The sequence below is a fragment of the Odoribacter sp. genome (assembly GCF_985060555.1).
This window is the reverse complement of sequence record NZ_CFKYFN010000102.1, coordinates 1-22939: the sequence shown is the minus strand read 5'-3', so window position 1 is coordinate 22939 and position 22939 is coordinate 1. Positions and strand designations below refer to the sequence as shown.

Genomic DNA, 22939 nt, shown 5'->3' with positions numbered 1-22939 from the left:
TTATTTACTATTTGTTGTCGGGCAAGCGGATAAATCTTTGGGCGAACCCGTCGGCATTTCCTGCCGGTTCGACGATAAAAGGCAGCTCTTCCCGGCCTTCGGAGTAATTCCGTAACCACAATACTTCTCCGGCAGGAATGCGGTCATAGAGCAAAAATTCATATTCAGCCCTCTTTTTGCCGTAACTATGCCAACCTTGTTTTCCCCAACCAAACAGTTCGTATAAATCTCCCCGCCGGATACCGTTATCGGCATTTTGCGGGGCAAAGCGGATCCGTTCCACCACCTGCGGTTGTGCCAATCTCAGCGTAATCGTAGAGAAAGCACCGGGAGCCGTCAGCATATTCCCGTCATATTCGGGTTTCCATTTCATCTCCTCCCATGAAGGTGCATCCAGCAATTTTACCCATTTTTCTCCTTTTGCCGCCAATGTGTCGTCAGGAGACAATACCGCCGCCGGTCCCGGCTCGGCAACATTTGTATATCCGCGGTCCCGGCGGGTCAGAAATTCCAGCATCGCCAGATTAGCCTGCGGAAAGGCAGGCGGAGCGATAAAACGATAATAACGGAAGGCACCCGGATGACGCAGCACCGCATCCTGCAAGCAGGGAACAGGCGGTTCGGTAAGCGTATACAACACCCGGGCATCCGAAAAATCTTCCCGGTTAGCTCCCACGAACACTCCTCCTACCAGCCTCTCGGCCAGGCGGATCATGGCCGGCTTACGGGGAAACTTCCGGGTCAGTACAACCGTCCCCCGGCGGGTGGTGTCCGTCCGGAATGCCTGTATTGTAAAACCTTCCGGCGTGAGTGAATCCCGGGCAACCACAAAAGGCTCACCGAATACGCACATCCGTCGTCCTTCATAATACACCGGAAAATACAACCGATCCGGCATCACCTGTATAAACACCGCCCGGCCATTCAACGTATCCACCTCAGCCCAGGTCACCGGCGCCATATCGCCCCAAGCCTGAAATGCCGCTAAATAAACCAACCGATTCTTCGCAGGCCCGGTCCAAGGAAGAGTTACCCGGAAAACCTCCGAACATTCGCCCGTTACTTCCCGCAAACACGGATTGTCGAACAAAGGCGGCACATATTCGCCCGCAGCTTTCAGAAAAAAGGGATTATCCCGCTGTGCTCCGAAATACTGCCGGTAAAGATTCATCGGCTCCACCGGTACCGATTTACCCTCACCGGGCAAGGAGGTCTCCGGATTAAAGGGCCACCAACGTCCCCGGTCGTCCCGGACCGTACAATAAAAATGCCGGCCGGGAAAGTCCCGGTAAGCATTGCAAAATTCCACCATCACCGGCAATCCGCAAGCCCGGAGAATCTGACAACCGATCACAGCCACATCCGTACATTCCCGTCCCGGAAAAAACGGCCTGTACAAACTACTATCCAATGCCAATCGTTTCCCCGTCACTCCCTCAAAATCCGTCTTGACCCGGTTATACCTCGCTACGTAACCTGCCAGCGAATCCCCTTGCCCTGCACCGGCATACTTTCCGAACAAATCATACAGTTCCGCCCCGGAAAAACAATCCGGATATCCTGCCAAACTTCTGTAGGGCAAAATATACTCACAAAATTCACAGAAAGAAAGTCCTGCGGCACAAGGCGAACTCTCCCACACATCAAAAGCATGATCGACATGAGAAATCAGGAAAGACCGGTCGAATCGCCGGAGATCACATAAATCCGAATCTTTCGCATCACTGTACAAGCAATATCCGCTATCGTCCGAATAATGCCAACGCATATTGGCGATCAGGAAACAGGCAGCCCGGAATTTCAGTGAATCCTGCCGGTAATGCCTCAGCACAGCCTTCAATTCCCGTCGGTTTCCTCCTGCCAGCGCCAACGCCTCTTCTATGTCCGCAGGCAGATCCATACAGGCACAACATCCCAGGATAACTCCCCATAGTAACACAATCTTTTTCATCCTGCAACAAAAAGGTACGAAAGCCAGGCTTCCGCACCTTTCCTTTAATGGTTCGACAGTTCTGTTTACAACACCGTTTCGTCTCCGTCCCAAATGTTTTTGGTTTTATCGCCCAATTCTTCGGCCGTATAATACTTCGGCGCATAGCGCACCTCTTTCGCTTGTTCGAACGTCCCGTCCCGACTGATCCGGTAGTAGGTATCCACCCGTTGAGCTTCCGCTCCTGCAAAACCGTCCTCCGTCACCTCGCCCGTATCTCCGGCGAAAACCAATTCATAGACGATCACCTCGCCTTCGGCAGTCAGCTGCCACTGTTTCACGGCAATATCATTGTTAAAATAGAGTTTTGTCTCCAACCGGTCCGCTTCCCGGTTACCTTTATAAGTCACCAGCATTTCCGTCAGGCAAGGTGAAACGTTCAGCACCGCAGAAAAAAGCTTGCATCCGTTTCCGACCTCGAACCAGAAGGGTACGTACATTTCCCCCGTTTCTTCCTGCGATTTACGTTTCCGGCTTAGATCCCGGTATGTAGCACAAGCCTTGCCCCGATACTCTACCCCCTGATTCGTATAAGCCATCACCTTACAACTTTTGAAAGGCAAATCGGATTTTTTCAATCTCTGGCTCGCCTTGTCCAGATCTACCGTTTGTTGCCCCATGGCGTTCACACACCCTAAAATAGCAATCGCTAAAATGATTAAAGTTTTCATCGCTTAATGTTTTTCGATATATCGTTTTATAAAATTCTTTCTCTAAAAATACTTGTTCAAGCCCGGAAAAACGGTATTGTCGGCGGCCAAGCCCGAAAAGATTTTCCCTTGACGGCAGTAATAAATACTATAAACAACGGATAAACGACATTCACCGCCAACCAAAGCACAAATGCACATTTGATAAAATCCCAACCTCCAACTTCACCCACACTCCAATGTACAATTGCACGATACCACCCAAATACGAATACCCCTATCATAATAAAAGAAAACAGTATTTGAAAATTCAACAAATTACAAGCCTCCTTCGTAAAAGCTGCATCTTCCGTTCGTTGATTCTGTTTCCAGTAAAGATAAGGAAACAAAACATTCATAAAAGGAAATATGAAATTTCCCACGATCATCCAAACATACAATAATATTCTCTTTTTCATCATCCTAATTACCAATAAGTTTTATTCAACATTCTATAAACTCTATAACTTGAGTCTTTTTATTCAAAAGTTACAATAAATAGCACATGCTGTTGCAATAGAAAGAGAGGCCATACAACCCGTAGCCATATCAATCAAATCACATAAAATTTTACATTCAGGATCTGCATCACAGGCTTCTTTTGCTGCAGCATAACATTTAGCAGTACAATTACTATCTGTTTTTGCAGGAAATTCTGTTTTTGTTTTTACCCGATCAATACCATTATCAAAGACATCAGCAACTTCGGTTAATTTTAAAGCAAATTTATCAATTTCCGGAGTAACTGTCCATGTCGCTAAATATTGATGATCAGTTGTAAATACTTTCATCATTCCTCCTTCTTCTGTATTAACTTCACTCCAATCTTCATACAAAGCCTGAAATATTCTCCCTTGCGAATTAGAAATAACACATAATCTTCCTAATTCTTTTTCATTTTTAGTTACAGGAATACATAATAATTTCACATCATTTTTTTGTGATAACGACGCTAACTTCTCAACATTTAAATCCTCTATTTGAAAATGGAAATTTTCCAAAAAATCTTTTCCATACGAGGATTGCAAAAATTGGTTTACCTCTTCATTCTGAATTGATTCAGAATAATTTTGTTCATGTTCACAGGAAATGAATACCATCGCTCCCATAACAACAGAAATACATAGAGGAAGCAAAAATTTAGTTTTCATAATTCAAAAATTTTAAGTCAATAATTCAAAATAGCTATAGCGTTTTTTTCAATAAATCCAAATAATAGATCATTAATCCTTTTTGCTCATAATGTGGTAAAAAAAACTTTTCTATCGACAAATCTTTATCTATAATAAACACATAAAATTTCTTTTCTTTATCAATAGGCAACTTTAACGCTTCCACTCTATAGACCTGATTTTCTATACCTAATATTTGTTTCATAAAAAACAGTTCTTTAGCAGATCCATAATCCGAAATATAAATAATTTCTGAACCAGAAAAATATTGAAACAACACAGCACAAAAATCCTGTATACAACTAACACAAGCCGCATTACTAATTCTTACAACAATTTTTTTCTTATCATCAAGCAAAGAGGATAATTTTAATATAGAATCCGTTTCAGTTTTCAAATCAATATCATCGATTTTTTTCATATTTTCATACTGAAGGTAAGTCTTCTGCATTTCCTCCATACGAAATAAAGCATTATCTACAGCTTCATATTGGCGTTGTAATAACCGATTTTCTTTATTCAGACGTTTATTTCTAACCAATAAAACATATACAAAACCCAGACTTACAAACAATCCAACCAACAAAAAAATTACAACTGTTCGATTTTTATTTTCCCATAAAAAACAAATTTTACACAACCATTTCTTCATAATTTTCAACTTCCAGTTTATGGCATCAAAAATAAAACTCATCAATAATTTGGACAATAAGCAATATTCTCAAATTGTTCTCAAAATTTCCCAGTCCATTATGAGCATTTTAAGAATATTGACATCTATAAATGGCGCAAGATTTGATAAATTAGTTCTTTTTTGTAAATACTCTTCCATTTTGCATTTAATCCGATCCCACGAAACAAAGGCACCATCATCGGTTTTACAGTAATATTTCTATCCGAAGCATATTCCGCTTCAGGCAAAAAGATCAAACAACGATCAGGAAGATAATATATTTCGGAACATTCTCTCGGATAACTGCGATTTTTACGATAAGTCTATACATTACCAGAACCACTATCTTCTGAACGTGTTCTCATCCGTATCAAATTTTCCGATGACTAATATTCAAAATCCGATATAGCAAGAGAGCCTGTTTTTCCATTACTTTTCATGTATACTATTTTAACACAATAATTATCAACCAAAGGGAAAAAATCAATAGCTACGATTTCAAATTCATCTTCTTGAAGTGTTTCCACCGCTTCGCTCAATTTTTTCTTCAATTCTGCAATGTCAGAAATAATTTTAACCCCATTCGGAGCTATAAGATTCAATGAAGATTCTGCCTCCGTTACCCTTCTCTGTACTGAAACATCTTCATTTTCACTACAAGAAACACAAAACATTCCTGTTATTAAAAGTCCTAAAAACCAATAAATCCTTTTTTCCATAATCACATTATTAATTGTCAATATCAATCAATCATTCTATATTTTAACAAGCATCTTCCTCTAATATCCTTTCTCGATTCCTCATTCTCATATCTAAAAAACAGGATAATATATTGATTCTTTCTATTTATGGTCTATGAATCTCTATCCCGGTAGCTCCCTGTCCTCCACCCGATATCGTAAAGCCAGAACCATTCCAACCTAATGAGACAGAAACACCTGAACCATAGCTATATCCCCAAGCAAATTCATGATATTTGGAAGAATTTAATGTTCCGCTTACTGTCCGAACATCAGCCGTACAAGTAAATCCATAAGCCGCAGAGTGAGTTGCATTCAAATTACGATCAATTAATATTCCCGCACTATTAAAAACAGATCTTACTGTTATATTATAGGTTGCAACCACCATCCCTGCTGCATTTTTAACAGAATTCATTTTAGTAAATCTAAGTATTATATCGCTTCCGCCACCGGGATTAGGATCAGACCCATCACCTTCCGAAGAAGTCTTTGTACGTAAAGAATTCATTTCTGAATAATCGTCTTCCTGAAAGCTACCTTCTTCTGCATCGATCACACGATAACCGATATGTTCGTATACAAAACCCCCATGTTCATTAGAAACAATAGCTGTAGAATGATAAGTTTTTCCCTTATACAGCCACTTTAGATCGACCATCTCCATCCCGATACAAATACCTGTACGGAGTTGCTCTTCAATTAAAACATAAGGTTCACCTCCACTAACCTTTGCCTTTTCCTTAGCCTCTTTTAAAGAAAGAATTTCAAAATGCCAAAAGTCCTTATACCAAACCACCATAGTGGTATCGGCAAAAAGTTCTTCCAATAATTTCTGACGTTCGGTTTCCGACTCAATTGTTCCCTTATAGGTGTAGTTCAAAAGACAAGGTCTATCGGAATTATAAGTTTCTGTGCCGATTCTGTTTCTATTCTGCGCATATTTTATTTGTTCTTGCCAGGTAGCAGGTTCTACCTGAACGATCTTTTCATCACCCTTCAGAACTTCTCTTTCGCAAGAATTCAAAAATCCAGCCAAACACAATAAGACAAAAACATACACAAAACAACTCCGATAAAGTGACGTAGCTAATCTAAAAATAACATGAAGTTTCATATATAAAAATTTAATCAATTTACTTTCCCACGATTCTTTCTTTCCTTAACACAAGTAAAAGCACAATGACCATCTGATTCCATTAAACGGAAATATACATCACTTGTTCAAGCCCGGAAAAACGGTATTGTCGGCGGCCAGGCCCGAAACGTCTTCTTTCCGACTGAAGTAATAAGCATAACTACCAACGGATAAATAATATTTACCATCGTCATAACCACCAATCCCCATTTCATAAAACCGAAAGAAGCTGCCTCATCCATACTCCAACCCACAATTGCCTGATACCATCCAAATACGAATACCCCTATCATAATAAAAGAAAACAATATTTGAAAATTCAACAAATTACAAGCCTCTTTCGTAAAGGCTGTATCTTCCGTTTGCCGATTCTGCCTCCAATAAAGATAAGGAAACAAAACATTCATAAAAGGGAATATGAAATTTCCCACGATCATCCAGGTATACAACGACATCCTCTTTTTCATACCTTAAAATATTAAATGATTTTTCAAATTACCAGTTCGACAAAACTATACATAAGCAATCAAACGGACAGTGGCCAATGTTCTCAAATTGTTCTCAAAATCACCCAATCCGTCATGAACATTTTGAGCATATCGACATCCATGAATGGCACAAGATTTGAAGGTCAGGGTTTTCGCAAATACTTTTCCATTTCGCGTTTCATCCGGTCCACCCGGAACGACGGCACTTTCACCGGCTTTACGATAATCTCTCCGGCCAACTGACGGGCTTCGGCATCACGCCCCGTTTGCCCGTAAAGTTTCACCAAACGGTAAAGCGGCATAAAACGGTTGGGACACATCCGGGCAGCACGGCGGTAATGCCGTTCCGCCCGGTCGTATTCACCCAAACGGCTATAATTATCGGCCAGCAACATCTGTACATCCGTGTCGTTCAGGCCCCGGACACATTCTGTCAATATACTCAGGCTTGCCGTCCACAATCCCGCCACATGCAGCTCCGCCCCGTAATTGTAAAGGAATAAGGGATTTTCGCGCATAAAAGGATATAAACGGGCATAATCGGTCAACACCTCCTCCGTCCGGCCGTTTAAAGACAAACAGGAAATGCGGTGCCATTCACGTTCCGCCCGGTTCCAATATAAAGTAACCGCCAACACCGCTACGGCCAAAGCCCCTATTCCGGTTTTAAACCACCGGCCTCCATAAAAGCAAACGGGACGTCCACGCACAATCACCCCCAGCAGCAACACCAAAAGTACGCATACCGCCGGATAATTCAGCGGATAGGAAAACAAACCGCAAATCCCCGCCCCTCCGATACTCCGGTACAACGGACGGTCCTCCGGACGGCAACGACGATACCATCGCCACAACAGCCATATCACCCCGGCAACCAGTAGCAGTCCCGCCACTCCGTATTCGACAGCAATCCGCAGATACTCATTAAAAGGATGCCTGACATTACCGGCCAACCGTTCCCATTTTTCCTCCGGATGCTCCGCCAGCCAGCCGGCCTGATAATCCATATATTCTGCCTGAAAAGCATCCGGTCCATGTCCCGTCAGGGGAGCATCGGCCAGCATCTCCAACGAACAATTCCATACCAACAGACGACCGTCCGCCGAATCTTTCTTCCAGCAATACAGGCCGGCGAGCATTACCGCCCCCACTGAAACAAACGCCGCCCTTACCCTCCAAGCCGGCCAGCGACCGCCCAAAAAGAAACGGTAAACAGAAGTCGCAGCCAGACATCCCACTGCCACCATCCCGGTGCGCGAACCCGATAAAACCACCGCAGCCCCCATCGATAATGCCGATAATCCGCCCCACACTTTCGCACCGACAGGACGTGAAGCCATAAAATAAAGCGCCGCCGGGAAACAGATTGCCAGACAAGCCGCCAGTCCTGCCGGATTGTCGAATGTCCCCGTCACCGGGAAAGAAGCACTATACACCGGCCATATCCCGGCATATTGCCCGATTCCGGCAAACGCTTCCACCGCGCCCACGAACGACAATCCCCCATACCAGTCGGCCGGTTTCCCCCAGGCGGAAAAATATCCCGTCATCACGAATAAAAGCCACATAGCCCCTCCCCACGCCGCAGTCTGCCACGCAAAAAAGCCACCGGCCGACTTTCCGCCCACCACCGCCAGTATCCCGACAGCCACACACGCCAGTCCCGGTAAACCGACACGTCCGGACACCACGAACGGAAACAACATCCCCGACACGCCCACCGCAATCCCTGTCCAAAGCATTCCCGGCGTAAAAAAACGGTCGGCATACCCCTCCGGAAAATAAAATACATTTCCCAGAACGATCAACAGGAAAAACCGGAAAAAGATTCTTCTCCGGCCCTCTGCCGTTCTTATGGCCCTCTTTATTTCTTTTCCGAAATTCATCCGTATCTTTCAAAAAATCCGTCCGTATCTTTTCCTGAAAACAAGCGCTTGTTTTTTCAATTTCGTACTACCAAACCGAAATTTCTTCCGTATATTTTCACCGAAACATACGGGAGAAAATCCGAAAACAACCGGCCCTATTCCGGTAAAGATATGTTCAATTGCGATTTTATCGCTTTCATCAATTGCCGGGAAGGATAGAAACGAAGCCGTACCCCCCGCAGGGACTCAGGACGGAAATCGGCAGGATCGTCAAAACCCTCGCTCGAAAATTCCAGGAGCAAACTGCCGATTTCCGGCAATTCCACCGAACAACCGGCCGCCAGCCAGTTGGCAGCCACTTCTCCGGCATTCGCAAACGCATCCACAATGTCTCCAGCCGAGAGAACCGACCGGCCGGCGATCTGCCGGATCATCTCCCCGGCATCCCGCCGACCGGCAAAAACCGGCGCAGCATAATATTTCGGTGGCAACAAACGGTTCTGCGGATTATGCCGCAACACCCACCTGATTTTCATAGCAGTACCTGCCATCTTCCCCTCAATCAATCAGACTCCCCGGGAGTATCCGAAGACGACGAAGGCGCCGGTCTGTTGATCACTTCGAAAGTAATCTCCGATTTCACCCGCTCCTTCATCTTTGCACTCGGCGTAAAAACAATTTTTACACCACGAATCAAAGAAGACGAGAAATCCTCTGCCCGGTCCACCCCCTCGCTGCCGAAGGAGATCCGCAATATGCCGAAATCTTCCAACTGCACCGAGCGGTTCATCAGCATATAAGTAGGCAACTCGTCCAGAAAGTTAGTCAACACATTTTTTACATCCCCGGCCGTAAGCGACGAACGCCCCGCAATCTGACGACAGATCATATCCATCCCGACCACTCCGTCGAGCACCGGCTGACCGTAGAATTTACCCGGTTCATCGGGTTTCTGCGGATTTTTCCGTTGAACGATTTTTACTTTCATAGATTCACTTTTTAAAGGTTTATTAAAAATCCCGCACAGGCAGATACTACTGATTACCCTGTAAAACCTCCCCAACAGACCCGGCAATAGCTCCCTGGAGATAATATTTTTCCCCTCGTTGAACCGCACTCATACCATCGCTCCAAACAACGGTTTTATAGTTTTCCCACCATTCCTTCGATACAGGCGTTTCTTCCCCCCTTGTCCGCATACGATTCAAAGGCAACTTACCCACCCCGAACAATTCCGTCATCCAACGTTCATAGTTTTCCGCCCAATAGACCGCGGAATAACGGCATACGGCCATGGCATAGCGCACGATTTCCCGTTCGGAAGCGGCAAGGCGCCCGTCCTGTTCCACCTGTCGTTCCAGCCGTCCGACGGCTATAGCAAAATCTTCCGTCCGCTCAGGCGTCACCCGTCGCACCTCCGCTTTCAAACGCCCTACCCATTCCTGCTGCGCAACGGAGAGAAAAGAAAAATCATCGGACACTTCACTGCCGGCCCTTGTCCGGGCCGGACAGACATATCCGCACATACGGGCAAAATCGTCGCACATATCCCGGATTTCTTCTGCCGGCGGAAGTTCCCGTGTCCCGCTACGGGTAAACGGAGCCTCCTCTGAAATCCGCTCCAAAACATAATCCAATCCTTCATTATGCAACCGCCCCATACGGTCGTATACCGATTCTTCCGTAACCTTCCCGGCCGGCACACTTTCGTCCGAACAGGCACAACATCCCAAAACAAACAAAATACCGAGGACCATCCGTCCGTTTTTCAAAAAAGTCGTATTCATTCCGATATCTAATCTTAGCACTTGAAAATTTGGGATAAGTTTATGATATTTTTCCGGTCCGCCCAATAGCCAATGTTCTCAAATTGTTCTTAAAATTTTCCGTTTTTCCGGCATGAAAAAAATTGGATATTGTTTCAAAGTAATCTATTTTTAACCGAATGAAAAAAAGCCACCTTTCCATATCCGGATATATCCATCTGATGATCATCCTATTATTGCTTCTGGAAGCAGGATGGTTGTATTCTCTTTACCATGCGGAAAGAAGAGATTTCCGATATGTTACGGGAAAATTTATAGAAGATGCCATAAAAGAAGAAATATATACCTGCCCCATACAAGAGACAAACGGACTTGACGATTTTAGTATGAAGGGGCGCCTGATCATGACATATACCTATAAAGGGAAATATTTTCACATAGATACGAATAGCCAACTATTTCTTGTTTTTTACAGGCGTAAACTTTACGATTTCAATCGGGAAAGCTGGAATATCGACAGCCTTGCCGCCTGGTTCCGGCATTTCTGCCCTTGGGAGGACCTGAACCCCGTTTTTATCCGGCAGGATACAACGGGAAAAATCATCGACCGTTATCCGGCGGACTGCCGGACACCGTATCGGCAACCGGACTTCGCGCAATTCCAATTAGGCAATCTCGAACCCGATACGCTCACGGCCTGGTTCGATTTTCCCTTCAACCGCTTTTGGCTGCGACAACGTTACGGTCTGTTGCTTTCCATCGTCCCGTTTCAATTTGCCCTGTCTTTCGGCCTACTTATTCTCCGGTGGGAAAAGAGACGGCAACGCAATCACCTCCTGACGGAAAAACAACTTATTTTTATTCACGACCTGAAAACCCCGTTTTGTACCAGCTGCCATATCGAACAACACCTGCTGCAACATGTCGGCGAATGGCCGGCAGAAAAAATACACGAAAAACTGAATGTATGCCGTCACCTGCTTGCAGCCATCACCGACGAAATGACGCAACTTATCGACCGCTCGGCCGGCTACTGGGGGACGAACCCAGAAACGGCCGGATTCGATCTCCGGAGCATGCTCGAAGAAGTGGCCGCCCGCTACGGAGGCAGGGGCGATGCCTCGCGTATCGCTGTCGACTATCGGCTCGACACGCCGATCGTGCAGGGCGATTCCTTTCACTTATCGCACATTATCGGCAACCTGATCGATAATGCCCTCCGCCATGCCGGACCCGAAGCAAACATCATCGTCATCTGTGATGCCGACCGCCGGGGACGACTGCGCCTCACGGTCGAGGACAACGGCACTGGTATTCCCCGCCGCCTGCACCGCCGGATTTTCCGTCCCGGCTTCCGTTCCGCTCCGACAGGCGACAACCACGGGATAGGGCTGACTTATATCCGGAATACCGCCCGCCGGATAGGAGCACGGCTCCGCCTCGACAGCCGGCCGGGACACGGCAGCCGTTTTATACTGACATTCACTCCCGGCCAAAAACACCGCTCCCGGAAGATTCACCTATCCCCCCGGTTCTACTCCTGTTTCATCGTCGCCATAATGTTTGCCGCACTATTCTGGACAGGCAACCTATATATCGCCGACCGGAGAGCCTTCGTCAACGAAGAACTCCCGAACCTCGACGAAGCCATCTTTAAAAACAATACGAGTTCTTTTAAATGGCGGGAAGACACCAACTGTTTCCGCAATGATTTCGAAACCAAGACCATTACGGTGACGCACAACGGCCAGGACACAACCTTGGCCATGGGCACTCATATCAACCAATCTCACATATACAGAGGTTTATATTATGATCTACGTGATACGGCCTGGCGTGTAGACAGTATTCTCCCCGCTTACCGAAAGTATTCCGCCAACCGTCTGCCGGTGGTATTCCGGCGCATCGATGCTGCGGGCCGGACGATCGAGCGAGCCGGGACAAAGCAACAGGCATTATTTCTCCCGGTAGAGTGTTCGCTACCGCTCGGTTATGTCGAAGGCCACCGGTTAGAAGTACAGCTTGCTTATCCCTGGCTGCGGTTGTTCAGCCGTTACGGATTCGGGCTCTTCCTGGCCTTAGCGGGACTGTCGGTGACCATCCGGTTCAACCGGATCGCCACGGACATGGCCCGGCGCCAGCAAGCTTTCATACGCTTCCAGCGTGAAGAGGTGCAGCTTTTTATCCGCAGCCTGCAACCCCGGCTCCGGGACATCCGGTATCCGCAAACCGCCGATCCGGAAATACTCGGCGCAACCCTCAGGAAGAATCTCGGCGTTTACAGGGAATTACTGGATCAAATCAATCTGCTGCTCGAAAAATTCAAAACGATCGAATGGGAATGAAAAGTTGGTATATTCAATTAAAATTTCTAATTTCCCCTCGTCAAACTCATTACTATGGACTGCAAACCGAAACTACTTTATGCCGAAGACAACCGCCTCACCGCAAAGGAAATGACCGAAATTCTGGAAGAAGAAGGTTATGAGGTGGTGACGACATACAGCGGCGACGAAGCCTGGGAGACTTTCGAACGTATTTCTCCCGATCTGGTACTGCTGGACTTCCGGATGCCCGGACTCAACGGCTTGGAAGTATTCGAGCGTATCCGGCAGGTGGATGCGGAAATTCCGGTGCTCATCCTGAGTTCGTACAACGAATATTGCGTCCCGTCGCTGAAAAGCGGCACCGCCGACTTTATCCGGAAAGAAGCCGATATCGAAGAAATCTGTGCCCGCATCGCTGCCGTATGGCAACGCCATGCCTCCGGCAAAACTAATGATTCCGCCGGAGAAACCGTCCTCCGGCTCTCGGAGCTCACCACATTCCGCACCGACAGTTTTACGCTGCGTATCGGTCCCAACATCATTCCCCTGACCGGCGCATTAGGAGAAGTGCTGGTACTCTTATGCCGTCCGCCCCGGCAATGCCGTGCAGCCACCGATATCTGCCGGCAACTCTGGCACAACGACAGCAAAAGCAAAATCACTTTACTACAAAACTATATCTCTCAATTGCGGAAACTGCTCACTGCCGACCCTGCCCTGCACATCGTCAGCCTCTACAATAAAGGATATTATTTGCAAATCAACGGAGAATAACCCGCACTTTTCCTTATTGAATATACAGACTACCATTGGAAAGTTCCAGTAAAACCTCTCCGGTATATTTCGGATTGCCTACAAATTTCGAGCTGACGGTCATATTCCTTTCAGATGCAGACTTTTGTTCCAATTCCATTCCATCCGGCAACCCCATTTTCAACGATTTGTTATGCTTGATTTCCAAATGATAACCGGCATCTTTTTCAAAAGTCAGCCCGACTTTAGTAAAAGAACCTTTCAAACGGATCTCGGAAAACAACAGTTGTATATTGCGTATATTCATTTCCCCCATTTTCATATCCATATCCACATAACTACCTAAATCCTGTACCTCATATTTGGTAAAAGACGAGCTACCGGTCAATTCTTCCACATCCCCGATTTTCATTGTCCCGCCGGAAGAGCGCAAGTTCAGCTTACCCATCGATTCCAACTCTCCGTCACAAGCATTGGTTTCTAACCGAACATCATCACCGGAAGCAATCCGAATGGTACAATTCCGAAACTCTCCTTTCATCAAAGCCACCTCTTCTACATTGAAAATTCCTTTCTCTTGCTTGATGTACAATTCTCCTCCGCTCAAAGCAGTCGCTTTAAAATCCCCGACACGAATATCCGCATTTACCTCACCTGAAAAATTAGTCAGGTATACATTGCCGTTTGTACTGATCAATCTCAACTTGATTCCTTTCGGAACAGATACTTTATAGTCGACATTTAATGTCGTGTTGGTCAGAAACTGCTTCAATCCCATGTCTTTCCCGAATTCGGTCTTAAAATTGAGATATTGCCCGGTAATCGTTTCTACTATCTGAATCAATTCGAGTGTTTCATCCGCTTTCACCCCCGATTTAGCAGTCACCTTCATAGCTACAGCTACTTTGATCTCATCTCCATCCACCTGAACAATTTCCATTTTTCCATATTGGTTGGACAACACCAACTCTTCGATTCCGGCTTTAGGATAAGTTTTTTCATATTTTTTCTCACTGGTTTCGGCTTTCGATTGAATTCCCGCAACCAACAGGCACAACACTGCAATCAGCACTTTCATATTCTATCAGATTAAAATTTTGAATTTTCAGCTTCTTCTTCCATTTGTTTGTAACGGGCAGCCAGATAAGCAATCATTTTACTGAACGATTCCATAGCCGCTACCGTTTCCGGATGAATCTCCCGTTTTTGTAATTTCAGCATCAGCTGTCCATACAAACCGTTTAAAGCCAATTCCACATCCGAGACCGTATCGTCCACACCGGCTTTCCTACGAAACTCCACCAAATTTCCGGCCGCCTGGGTCACCAATTGCCGATATCTCCCGTCATGAGCCTGGTGCAACAAGAAAAAGTGTAATTCGGTCAGTTCATCCACTGTATTTTTCAGGGCCTGAATATGCCCTTTCTCTTCCACTTTTTCTTTTTGCATAATAGCGATCAGGTTATCATACCAATCATGAATTTCCTTCGAAGTCCGTTCATCCGCCTGGAAACCGGCCACCAGATAACGATCTACCTGCTCCATATCCAGCTTCAAAGCCCGGAGCATATCTTCAAGCTGCCACATATACAAAATATATTCGGCAATATTATTCTTTTTTTTCTCTCTGGCTATTAACACAATACGATCTGGTTTTAATTTATAGGTTACAAGTCGTAATCATCTCCTTCTTTCATTTTATCGATCATCCGGCGATCACGTTTCGTGGGACGCCCTAACCCCCGGGGACGCGATTCAAAGCCATAAACTTTTACCGCATTCAACAAAGCCAAATTTTCAGGTGGAGTCACCTCTTCCACAAAATCAACCGCCAATTGTGCCGACATCCGCTTCGCCGTAAGTGCCTTCACCCGATAATGCCGTTCAATAGGCGGAATCCTTACTTTCACAATCTCGCCTCCCTTCAGTTCACGGGAAGCCTTGACATGTACATCTCCGATGGTAACATGTCCTTTGCCACATTCTTCAGCAGCCAGAGAACGAGTTTTAAATATCCGGACTGCCCAAAGCCATTTATCTATTCTTACTTTCTCCTCCACGATTTCACTAATTAAGCCTTTCCCCTTTAATTTTTTACTTTCTGTCTGTATTAAAAGTATTCATTGTCCTTATAATACCTTGTAATACAAAACTAGTAATAATTTCTCCACCCCGTTCCAACAAAGCCGGTAATTTCTCAGCTTCTTCGCCCTGCCATGTTCCCAGCACATAATCGATCTGCTGTCCTTTCAGGAAATCATTACCGATACCGAATCTCAAACGGGCATAAGCAGAGGTGCCTAATAAGGCATTGATATTTTTCAAGCCGTTATGTCCTCCGTCACTTCCTTGTGCTCTTAAACGCATCTTCCCGAAAGGTAAGGCCAGGTCGTCGACAATAACCAACAAATCTTCCAGAGCGATCTTTTCTTTTTGCATCCAATAACTGACAGCTTTACCACTCAGGTTCATGTATGTATTGGGTTTCAGCAAGACCAGGGTCCGACCTTTCAATTTCATTTCGCAAACAGCCCCATAACGCATATCTTCAAAAACAGCATTGGACGCTTTAGCAAAAGCGTCCAATACATTAAATCCGATATTATGCCGCGTATCCTGATATTCCGGGCCGATATTTCCTAACCCAACAATAAGATACTTCATAATTTATCTGTTATTTTCCTTCCTGAGCAGCAGCACGGGCAGCACGAGTCAGTTTAATTTGTGCAACAACAACCTCTTTCGCATTTACAATCTCAAAGTTTTCAAAAGACAGGTCTTTCACTTTAATAGATTTTCCTAAGCCCAGATTCGTTACATCCAATACAATTTCTCCCGGCAGATTAGCAGGAATAGCTTTCACTTTCAATTTTCTAACTACCAAAGAAAGTTTACCACCAGCCTGTACACCTTCAGCAAATCCCTGTAATTTAACAGGCACTTCCATTACCACCGGTTTATCTTCGGAGATCTGATAGAAATCCATGTGCAATACACGGTCGCTTACGGGATGGAACTGGATTTCACGCATAACAGCTTCGTAGCTCTGTCCTGCTACATTTACTTTTACGATGTATACAACCGGAGTGTAAAGCAATTTTTGCAAATCTTTTTCAACCACTGAAAAATGTACATTTTCTTTACCACCATAAAGAACACAAGGTACTTTCCCTTCAGCTCTCAGCAGATTAGTCGCTTTTTTACCCAGATCAGTTCTCAATTCTCCCTGTAATTCAAACACTTGCATAATAAATCTTTTTTTGTGCTACTCAGAAACAGATTTCAACTCCGGGGGTATAAGCCAGTCTGTCTCCCCATTACACGATTTCAATTATTCCCCGTAAAATCAGGGGGCAAAGATAGGAAATAAATTTAAATATGAGGTCTCTAACGGATTTGAAAATATAAAAAACAAATAAAAACTTTTTTCTTTCAAATAATGATTATACTTTTGCCCATTATTAATCAATTAAACAAATAAAGAAATGGCTTACGTAATATCTGATGACTGTATTTCATGCGGCACATGTGAAGGAGAATGCCCGGTAGGAGCAATTTCCATGGGTGCTGATCATTATGAAATTGACCCTAATGCATGTACAGATTGTGGTACTTGTGCTGGTGTTTGCCCGGTTGAAGCTATCAAACAGGCTTAAATATTATAACAGCATGAAAAAATAAAGCGGGGCTTTTGCTCCGCTTTATTTATTATAGTCTTACCGACTACTGATCACCTGAGTCATCCTGACATCGTGCACTTCGGTCGGAATCCGGTCTAACAACTGAAAATCAAAACAAATCCCTATTTTACAAGCCTTCGTCTGTGACAATATCTTATCATAAAAGCCTTTCCCCCGGCCTAAACGATTCAAAGTCCGGTCAAAAGCGACGCCCGGCACCAAAATGACATCGATTTTATTCAAATCGGTAAAAAGCCGGCCGACAGGCTCCGGAATAGCATACCCTTCTCCGGGACACAATTTTTCGCGGCCGTCGAAATAACGGATTTCCAATTCATCCCCCTTTACACAAGGTAATAAAATGGTCTTTTCTTCTGCCCATTTACAAACAAAGTCATGCGTAAACACTTCGTCGTCCATCGACCAATAAGCCAGCACTACCCGGGCCCGTTGAAATACCTCATTATGCTCCACCTGTTGCCAAACGGAAGCGGACATTCTTTTCTTATCCTCTAGCGTATACTGCTTTTTTATCTCCCGAATCTGTTTTCTAATTTCTTTTTTTTCCATCACCCTTTTTCTATTTTTTACTTTCTACCTTTCATTTCCTCCCCCTCTTTGTTTTATCTTTTTACCTTTTACTTTTTATCCCCCCCTTCAACTTCTCCCCCCCTCCTCGCTTTTAGCCTCTAGCCTTTCGCTTTTTACCTCCCTAAGGCCTATACCCCGCTTCCCTTAATATTTTATGATAATCTTGTTCGGCCATCAACCTTTCCAAGGACACATTCTTCTTTTTCTGCATATATTTTCCGACAATACGGTATCCTGTCCACACCACTGCACGTCCAGGTGATTCGACAGGCATACCCGATGTAAAAGGAGCATCGTTCAGATATTTCGTCATGATGCGTTGTTGAGTCGAGAATAAATAATCGTTCTCGATCAGAAACCGCCAGATCTGTTCCTCATTATTCCGGCACCATTCTTCTTGCTCTGCGGTAAATCCCAACAAGCGATATCCCTTCTCTTCGGGAAGAATCTGCTGTAGCAAATACATGATTTTCCCCTGATAGATCATCCCGCTAATCAAATCATTCTTCAACGGTCGAAACACAAATTCAACCGTCAACCAACCGGTCAGGGCATCCCGGACAATATCCTCCCGGGTCATCTTCTGCCGTGCATAAACAGGCACCGGCACAGCAAGCATGCTATAAAAAATGCAGTCTTTCCCTAAATAATTATCCAAGCTGATCCCGATAGCAGCACTATCTACGATAATAGACTGATTAAATCCGGAAATATGGGTATATACTTCCGGGAGAGTGTGCTGAGGAAAATAATAACGATAATAAGCCCAGGCTTGTGAAAACTGTTTTTCCAGATCACTGATATCTGTATATCGGATAGCTACCGTATCGGCCACCTCTCGCATAACAGGATCTTTTAAAAACAGGGCCAATAGATTGGAGAAATTAGAATCAGAGGCTCTCCCCAACTGCAACACACCGATTGTATAGGTATCCCAATAACGTCCGTATTTTTTTTGCAGTACCCCCCAATCGGGTAGCACTGTGTCTAAACGAAATAAATCCAGATCCAAACGTCCGATCTTCGTATCTTTCAATAAATTCCTAACTTCCGGAGCCGGATTTCTCTTACAGCCGGAAAACCAAAAACCAAGAATTATTAGAATTAAAAGAAACTTCAAGGCCATTTTTAATTATTTTGATACTAAAAATCGTAATTTTACGGCAAAGATAAACGAAAAGATAAAAAGGTAATACGATAGTTGCTTAAAGTCGGTAAGAATCTCTGAGACTCAGAACGACTTTTTAACCTGTAATACACTAAATTATGATCATTGCTATACCACAATTAAATTATAAAGCCGGAGATATTCAAGGAAATAGCGAAAAAATCATTTCTGCGATCCAAAAGGCTCAAAATCAAAAAGCAGAACTGATCCTATTCCCTGAACTGGCTGTTTCCGGCGCATTGCCCCAGGATTTACTGGAGAGAGAGGAATTTGTAAATGCCTGTCGTATGGCCGTAGAAAAAATCGCAGCCACATGTACTCAAATTGCAGCTATTGTAGGAGCACCGAATTTGGATAGCGAAAATGGTATTATGTACAACTCAGCCTATTTTATCCAGAATGGGGAAGTGGTAGACGGTGTTCATAAAAACATCCTGAGTGATTATGATATTTTCAGTGAAAGCCGTTATTTTATCGCAGGAGAAGATAATACGCCGATCCGGTATAAAAATCAAAATATACGGATTTTATTCGACGAATACGAATCGGAATACATCGACAAAACAGATAGCTTTGTCATCTTTATCGGTATGACTCCTTTTACTGTCGATAGTAGCCGGGAAAAACGGAAAGTACTGGCCACTTTGGCTCAAAAATACAATAAAAACCTGATCGCTGTCAATCATGTAGGAAGTTATACTTCTGTACTGTTCGACGGTAATTCAATGGTTTATAACTACAAAGGGAAGAAAGCTTGCCAATTGAACGAATTTGCAGAAGACTTTCAGCTTATCGATACCAATAAATTAGGTACCCCTACACTTCAATCACCTGTTTCTCAAGACCGGATCGCTCTGCTCCATAAAGCATTGGTCTTCGGTATCCGGGATTACTTCGAAAAGAACGGTTTTCAAAAAGCTATCTTAGGCTTATCGGGAGGTATCGATTCCGCCGTAGTCGCTGCTTTGGCTGCCGAAGCTTTAGGAGCACAAAATGTTATGGGACTTTTAATGCCTTCATGTTATTCCACCGAACATTCGGTTCAAGACGCGTTAGCGCTGGCAGAAAATATCGGAATGCCCCATGAAACCATTGCCATTAAAGCAATCTACGAACAATATCTGGAAGCCTTACATCCTTTATTTAAAGACCAGCCCTTCAATGTAGCAGAAGAAAATCTTCAGGCTCGTACCCGGGGAATGTTGGTTATGGCCATGTCTAACAAATACGGTTATATTCCCCTGAATACTTCCAATAAAAGTGAAGCAGCTGTCGGATACGGCACGCTTTACGGCGATCTCTGCGGTTCACTGGGTACAATCGGAGACGTTTTTAAAACCGATATCTATGCGTTAGCCCGATATATCAACCGGAATCAGATCATCATTCCGGAAAATACTATACAAAAAGCACCATCAGCCGAATTACGGCCGAATCAAAAAGATCAGGACTCTTTACCGGACTACAACGAATTGGACGGTATCTTAAAACTATACCTGGAGGAAAACCATTCACCGGAAATGATTATAAAGGCAGGTTACCCGAAAGCTACTGTCGAAAAAGTCATTCAAATGGTAAAACGAAATGAATACAAACGAGCTCAATGTCCCCCGATCATCAAAATCTCTAAAAAAGCTTTCGGATACGGTAGAAAATATCCTTTTTAATTATGACCATCATCACTGATAGCGATTTACACGACAGTTTATGCCAAATCTGTATCGAAAGTCCTCATTCCTTACTCTCAGAACTAGGGTATGCGGCAAAACAAAAAATTATCGAAACAACAGTCTGCATTTCCTATAAAAAAGGAGACCTGATTTATCAGGAAGGAGACATGCCGACAGGCTTACATTGTCTTTTGACGGGGAAAGCTAAAATTTATAAAGAGGGTATCGGAGGACGCCAACAAATTGTTCGTATGGCCAAGCCGATCGGTTTTATCGGTTACAGAGCTTTCTTCGCCGAAGAAATACACATCGCTTCGGCTGAAGCTCTTGAAGATTCTATCGTTTGCCGGATTAAAACCGAATTGATCTTAGACATCGTCCGAACGACACCCGACCTGGCCATGAGTATTATCCGCGCACTGGCAACCGACCTCGGTTTTTCGCATCGTCGTACAGTAACCCTCACCCAAAAACATATCCGGGGACGTCTGGCTGAAGCTTTGCTGGTATTAAAGGAAACTTATGGCTACGAAGCCGATGGCTGTACGTTAAAAATTTGTCTCACCCGGGAAGATCTGGCCAACTTGTCCAACATGACCACGGCTAATGCTATCCGTACCCTTTCTAATTTTGCCACAGAAGGTATTGTCGGACTGAACGGCAAAAAAATCAAAATCATAGATAAAGAAAAACTCGAACAAATCAATAATCAGGGGTAAACCCGATCACCTCTACTCTTTTATAACCGATAAAGCAGCAAAAAACCGGACTAGAATAAATAGCTCAAAGGAGATACCCTTCTGAGAATTTAAATCATACAATGAGGTATCTCCGTCTTAAGATCCGCTCTCCTAAAGCTCATGAGCCATTTACAAAAATGGCCCATTTAATCAGCTTAGGCTTCTGCTTTAATCAAGCAATCCTTCTTCTTTCAGAATCTTTTCTAATTTCCGGAAATGTTTTAGTTTCCAATCCGGATCTTCTTCACGAGGATAATCCGGATCTATTATCGGTTGATTCGTTTCAGAAAGAGGCTCGGAAGCTTTATCAAATTCAGCCACTTCCACCTCAAATTCGATCCCTTCCCTCAGATTTCGAAATATACCCACGAAACCATGCTGCATTCCTCCAGCTTCAAGAATAAATTCTTTCCGTACGATGCAAGAAGACAGAGTTACTCCTTCGCCAGGAGTCCCCACTTTATATATTTTATCCATATATTTTACAATCAATCCGATCATAATTTTCCCTCCTCTTCCAATTGCTTTTTAAGTTCGTCATATTCTTTTCTCATTTCTTCCCGATCAGAAGGGAATCTTTCATAATACGGAGAAACTGTATCGATCTCACAAATCCGTACTTTCATCTTATCACTTATTTTAGGTTGTTTCCCGAACCACTTAAGATAATAATGGGAAGAATCCATCCCTCCGACATGCATATAGTTTCCATTAGAATATCCTATACTGATAATAATAGTCACAATATCGTCAGATGCGGCTAAAATAGGAGCTGCATCATTAATACTTATCTCAAAGCCTTTCATGATAATTCATTCTAATTACAGTTCCAAATACCTCCATTATTAATACAAGCCCTTAAACAGGCAGCACATAAAGTATCACCCCACCCATTACTATTAGCTTTTGAATATTTATTATCAGTACTCATACAATCTGTATACTTTTTTGTACATGAGGGGCTCGGATCGGTATCCGACACACAAAGTACAGACATAATCAATGCAACTCCACCAACCATTACCTCCGAAACAGATACAACTATTTCGCCCATTTCAATAAGCGTTCCAACAACATAAGGAGCAACTGCTGAATAAATGCTCCTGCAAGTTCCCCAAAAACCATCACCTCCTGGTTCACTCCTTGTTTTAACCCTTCTCATTCGGAATTTAGTCTGAAGAGTAATAAGCATTTGTCCTATTTATAACACTCCTGGAAAGAAGTAGCGGACAAAATTTTCCGGAATATTTTTTTCGAAAATATAGCAGCCGTAGCGGCTGGAACATACAAGCTACTGGAGCCTTAACTCTAAAATAGCCCAGAAACTCCGTCCTCGTGGGCTATTTTCATAAACATAAAAAAAGCAGTCACAATATAAATCATGACTGCTTTCATAATTCGGCGCCAACCTACTCTCCCACCATAAGGCAGTACCATCGGCACTCAGGGGCTTAACTTCTCTGTTCGGAATGGAAAGAGGTGGATC

Annotated in this window: 27 protein-coding genes and 1 rRNA gene; 5 read left to right on the top strand and 23 right to left on the bottom strand. The window is 44.1% G+C overall.

The features are described 5' to 3' along the window. Positions 1–7: 7 nt before the first annotated feature. The 12 genes from AC5RDS_RS13970 to AC5RDS_RS13915 all read right to left on the bottom strand — a co-directional run bounded on the left by AC5RDS_RS13970 (position 8) and on the right by AC5RDS_RS13915 (position 10545). Positions 8–1951, bottom strand: a complete 1944-nt coding sequence (locus AC5RDS_RS13970) for a hypothetical protein (protein WP_195329136.1) — start codon at positions 1949–1951, stop codon at positions 8–10. A gap of 65 nt (positions 1952–2016) precedes the next feature. Beyond that, positions 2017–2661 (bottom strand): hypothetical protein, encoded by a 645-nt coding sequence (locus AC5RDS_RS13965; protein ID WP_046404242.1) that lies wholly within the window; start codon positions 2659–2661, stop codon positions 2017–2019. A gap of 56 nt (positions 2662–2717) precedes the next feature. After that, positions 2718–3101 carry a magnetosome magnetite crystal formation protein family gene (locus AC5RDS_RS13960; RefSeq protein ID WP_118104545.1) on the bottom strand — a complete coding sequence of 128 codons (384 nt, stop codon included), beginning with the start codon at positions 3099–3101 and terminating at the stop codon, positions 2718–2720. A gap of 60 nt (positions 3102–3161) precedes the next feature. After that, positions 3162–3830: a hypothetical protein gene (locus tag AC5RDS_RS13955; protein ID WP_046404238.1), complete on the bottom strand. Its 669-nt coding sequence runs from the start codon at positions 3828–3830 to the stop codon at positions 3162–3164. 34 nt (positions 3831–3864) lie between these two features. Next, positions 3865–4503, bottom strand: a complete 639-nt coding sequence (locus AC5RDS_RS13950) for a hypothetical protein (protein WP_118104547.1) — start codon at positions 4501–4503, stop codon at positions 3865–3867. Between the two features lie 407 nt (positions 4504–4910). Then, positions 4911–5243 carry a hypothetical protein gene (locus AC5RDS_RS13945; RefSeq protein ID WP_118104549.1) on the bottom strand — a complete coding sequence of 111 codons (333 nt, stop codon included), beginning with the start codon at positions 5241–5243 and terminating at the stop codon, positions 4911–4913. 127 nt (positions 5244–5370) lie between these two features. Continuing rightward, entirely contained in the window at positions 5371–6381 is a 1011-nt protein-coding gene (locus tag AC5RDS_RS13940) for a hypothetical protein (RefSeq protein ID WP_195329135.1), read from the bottom strand. Between the two features lie 107 nt (positions 6382–6488). Continuing rightward, positions 6489–6869, bottom strand: a complete 381-nt coding sequence (locus AC5RDS_RS13935; protein WP_013612307.1) for a magnetosome magnetite crystal formation protein family — start codon at positions 6867–6869, stop codon at positions 6489–6491. A gap of 164 nt (positions 6870–7033) precedes the next feature. Next, on the bottom strand, positions 7034–8776 hold the full coding sequence (locus AC5RDS_RS13930; RefSeq protein ID WP_195329134.1) for an O-antigen ligase family protein: 1743 nt from the start codon (positions 8774–8776) through the stop codon (positions 7034–7036). A gap of 137 nt (positions 8777–8913) precedes the next feature. Continuing rightward, a complete protein-coding gene (locus AC5RDS_RS13925; RefSeq protein WP_013612309.1) occupies positions 8914–9309 on the bottom strand; it encodes an HU family DNA-binding protein in 396 nt (131 codons plus the stop codon). A gap of 11 nt (positions 9310–9320) precedes the next feature. Continuing rightward, a complete protein-coding gene (locus AC5RDS_RS13920) occupies positions 9321–9746 on the bottom strand; it encodes an HU family DNA-binding protein (RefSeq protein ID WP_046404230.1) in 426 nt (141 codons plus the stop codon). 46 nt (positions 9747–9792) lie between these two features. Further along, positions 9793–10545 (bottom strand): hypothetical protein, encoded by a 753-nt coding sequence (locus AC5RDS_RS13915; RefSeq protein WP_172720244.1) that lies wholly within the window; start codon positions 10543–10545, stop codon positions 9793–9795. 158 nt (positions 10546–10703) lie between these two features. On the opposite strand from AC5RDS_RS13915, the gene AC5RDS_RS13910 reads away from it, so the two are divergent. Together AC5RDS_RS13910 and AC5RDS_RS13905 are read left to right on the top strand one after the other, a co-directional pair. After that, the gene (locus tag AC5RDS_RS13910; RefSeq protein ID WP_494222376.1) at positions 10704–12869 is read left to right on the top strand and encodes a sensor histidine kinase; all 2166 of its coding nucleotides are present in this window, start codon (positions 10704–10706) and stop codon (positions 12867–12869) included. A gap of 54 nt (positions 12870–12923) precedes the next feature. Continuing rightward, positions 12924–13625, top strand: coding sequence for a response regulator transcription factor (locus AC5RDS_RS13905; protein ID WP_046404226.1), 702 nt, complete (start codon positions 12924–12926; stop codon positions 13623–13625). Positions 13626–13638: 13 nt separating this feature from the next. Here the strand turns inward: AC5RDS_RS13905 and AC5RDS_RS13900 are convergent, their stop codons facing one another. Genes AC5RDS_RS13900 through AC5RDS_RS13880 form a run of 5 tightly spaced genes read right to left on the bottom strand, consistent with a single transcriptional unit; the run spans position 13639 to position 16851 of the window. Beyond that, positions 13639–14682, bottom strand: a complete 1044-nt coding sequence (locus AC5RDS_RS13900; protein WP_013612314.1) for a DUF4097 family beta strand repeat-containing protein — start codon at positions 14680–14682, stop codon at positions 13639–13641. A gap of 11 nt (positions 14683–14693) precedes the next feature. Continuing rightward, the gene (locus AC5RDS_RS13895; protein ID WP_013612315.1) at positions 14694–15245 is read right to left on the bottom strand and encodes a DUF4924 family protein; all 552 of its coding nucleotides are present in this window, start codon (positions 15243–15245) and stop codon (positions 14694–14696) included. 26 nt (positions 15246–15271) lie between these two features. Next, complete coding sequence (locus tag AC5RDS_RS13890) at positions 15272–15664, bottom strand: RNA-binding S4 domain-containing protein (protein ID WP_013612316.1); 393 nt, start codon at positions 15662–15664, stop codon at positions 15272–15274. A gap of 34 nt (positions 15665–15698) precedes the next feature. Beyond that, on the bottom strand, positions 15699–16268 hold the full coding sequence (pth, locus tag AC5RDS_RS13885; RefSeq protein WP_022159714.1) for an aminoacyl-tRNA hydrolase: 570 nt from the start codon (positions 16266–16268) through the stop codon (positions 15699–15701). Positions 16269–16278: 10 nt separating this feature from the next. Continuing rightward, the gene (locus AC5RDS_RS13880; protein WP_046404224.1) at positions 16279–16851 is read right to left on the bottom strand and encodes a 50S ribosomal protein L25/general stress protein Ctc; all 573 of its coding nucleotides are present in this window, start codon (positions 16849–16851) and stop codon (positions 16279–16281) included. Positions 16852–17089: 238 nt separating this feature from the next. Here AC5RDS_RS13880 and fdxA point away from each other — a divergent pair, with 238 nt between their 5' ends. Further along, complete coding sequence (gene fdxA / locus AC5RDS_RS13875; RefSeq protein ID WP_013612319.1) at positions 17090–17260, top strand: 4Fe-4S ferredoxin; 171 nt, start codon at positions 17090–17092, stop codon at positions 17258–17260. Between the two features lie 60 nt (positions 17261–17320). On the opposite strand, the gene AC5RDS_RS13870 is transcribed toward fdxA, so the two are convergent. Beyond that, positions 17321–17854, bottom strand: a complete 534-nt coding sequence (locus AC5RDS_RS13870) for a 5-formyltetrahydrofolate cyclo-ligase (RefSeq protein ID WP_013612320.1) — start codon at positions 17852–17854, stop codon at positions 17321–17323. A gap of 142 nt (positions 17855–17996) precedes the next feature. After that, positions 17997–19001, bottom strand: a complete 1005-nt coding sequence (gldB, locus tag AC5RDS_RS13865; RefSeq protein ID WP_046404222.1) for a gliding motility lipoprotein GldB — start codon at positions 18999–19001, stop codon at positions 17997–17999. 140 nt (positions 19002–19141) lie between these two features. Between gldB and AC5RDS_RS13860 the strand changes: the two genes are divergently transcribed. After that, complete coding sequence (locus AC5RDS_RS13860) at positions 19142–20710, top strand: NAD+ synthase (protein WP_022159716.1); 1569 nt, start codon at positions 19142–19144, stop codon at positions 20708–20710. A gap of 2 nt (positions 20711–20712) precedes the next feature. Continuing rightward, positions 20713–21432 carry a Crp/Fnr family transcriptional regulator gene (locus tag AC5RDS_RS13855; RefSeq protein WP_013612323.1) on the top strand — a complete coding sequence of 240 codons (720 nt, stop codon included), beginning with the start codon at positions 20713–20715 and terminating at the stop codon, positions 21430–21432. Between the two features lie 189 nt (positions 21433–21621). Here AC5RDS_RS13855 and AC5RDS_RS13850 read toward each other — a convergent pair whose 3' ends face one another. From AC5RDS_RS13850 to rrf, 4 genes are all read right to left on the bottom strand, one after another. Next, positions 21622–21930 (bottom strand): hypothetical protein, encoded by a 309-nt coding sequence (locus tag AC5RDS_RS13850; RefSeq protein ID WP_195329132.1) that lies wholly within the window; start codon positions 21928–21930, stop codon positions 21622–21624. Positions 21931–21950: 20 nt separating this feature from the next. Continuing rightward, positions 21951–22259 carry a hypothetical protein gene (locus AC5RDS_RS13845; protein ID WP_118108417.1) on the bottom strand — a complete coding sequence of 103 codons (309 nt, stop codon included), beginning with the start codon at positions 22257–22259 and terminating at the stop codon, positions 21951–21953. A gap of 11 nt (positions 22260–22270) precedes the next feature. Further along, entirely contained in the window at positions 22271–22615 is a 345-nt protein-coding gene (locus AC5RDS_RS13840; RefSeq protein ID WP_147348244.1) for a hypothetical protein, read from the bottom strand. Positions 22616–22849: 234 nt separating this feature from the next. Next, a 5S ribosomal RNA gene (rrf, locus tag AC5RDS_RS13835) occupies positions 22850–22939 on the bottom strand; the annotation flags it as partial.